The organism is Streptomyces sp. WELS2 (assembly GCF_013870595.1).
GTDB lineage: Bacteria > Actinomycetota > Actinomycetes > Streptomycetales > Streptomycetaceae > Streptomyces.
Map to the genome: position 1 here is coordinate 1 of NZ_JACBWZ010001158.1, position 1605 is coordinate 1605.

1 protein-coding gene is annotated in these 1605 nt (G+C 76.3%); it reads right to left on the reverse strand.

Features of this window, described 5'->3' with window-relative positions; translation table 11 throughout:
- Positions 1 to 1605, reverse strand: a 1605-nt coding sequence (locus H5J33_RS34595; protein ID WP_181798616.1) for a SpoIIE family protein phosphatase, incomplete at both ends; no start/stop codon positions are given.

Genomic DNA, 1605 nt, shown 5'->3' on the forward strand with positions numbered 1-1605 from the left:
GCGCCCGTCCCGCCACGCCGGCCCGCGGCGGCACCGGCCTTGGCCAGCTCCAGCCGCAGCGCCGCGATGCCCTCGTCGATGTCGGTGCCGGGCCGTTCCACCAGACCGTCGGTGTACAGGGCCAGGATCGCGTCCGGCACCAGCACCAGCTCCGTCACCGGGTACCGGGCGTGCGGGTCCACCCCGAGGACGACATCGCCCGGAACGTCCAGCACCCGGGTCCGGCCGTCCGGACAGCGCAGCAGGGGCGGCAGATGACCCGCCCGGGCGATCCGGGTCCGGCCGGTGGCGGGGTCCAGCCGCAGACAGCAGCAACTGGCGAACTGGCCCGGGTCCAGGTCGATCAGCAGGCGATTGGTGCCGCTGAGCACCTCGTCCGGCGGCCGGTCGCCCAGCGCGAACGCCCGTACGGCGCTGCGCAACTGGCCCATGGTGGCCGCCGCCTGCACCCCGTGTCCCTGCACATCGCCGATGACCAGCGCCAGCCCGTCCCCGGACTCCACCACGTCGTACCAGTCCCCGCCCACGTCCATCCCCTGCGTCCCCGGCAGATAGCGGCCCGCGGTCTCCACCCCGGGGTGTGCCGACAGCCGGCGCGGCAGCAGCGCCTCCTGGAGGCCGCGGGCCAGGGCCGCCTCGCTGTCGTAGCGGCGGGCCCGCTCCATCGCGTGCGCGATCAGCCCGGCGAGCGCGGTGAGCGCCGTACGCTCCTGCGCGCTGAACCCGCGCGGCCGGTCGAAGCCGAGGATGCAGGAACCCACCGGCCGCCCCGAGGCGATCAGCGGCAGGAAGGCGCGCGCCCCCACGTCCGAGTCGAGGGCGAGCCCCGGATAGGCCGCCCCGAGCTGCGTCATGGACTCGAAGAACAGCGGCCGGCCGGTGGTCAGGGTCTCCACCCCGGGGATCCGCGCGTCCAGGCCGACGCCCTCGAACGGGTCGAGGAACCCTCGCGGGAACCCGGTTTCCCAGGCCAGGTGGAGCCGTCGCTCCTGGAGCAGATAGATGGCCAGCCGCCGGCCGCCGAACGCGGGCAGCAGCTCCCGCACGACCACCGCCGACACCTGCCGGGCGGTCACCGCGTCGGTCAGCGCGATGGCCAGCGCGATCGGCCGGTACAGCGGGGTCATCGCACGGTCGTCCGGCTCCGCCCCCTCGTCCGGGTACGCCCGGGGCACCTGACCGGTCGCCGGGTCCATGCGGCTGGCCGGGGTGAGCGTGCAGGTCAGCAGGTCCGTCCCCGGGTGCAGCGACACGGCCAGCCAGTCACCCTCGCCCGGCCCGTCCCGCTCGCCGGCCGGCCGCCGCGCGTGGAAGCACACCGGCTCCGGGGCCAGCAGGGCGCCGCGCAGGTGGTCGTCGTACGGCGGTCCCGTCAGCCAGGGCAGCGCGTCCCACAGCGCACGCCCGAGCAGCCACTCCCGGCTGCGGCCCACGAGCCGGGCCGCCGCCGGGTTCGCGTACACGATCAGCCCCAGCCGGTCCAGACAGAGCACGCCCTGCGGCAGCGGGTCGGCCGCGCACTCGGCGAAGGCGGCGGGACCGGCGTGGAACACCACCCCGGTGACGGCGGGCCCGGCGCCCGGGGAGTCCGCCGGCCACAGGTCC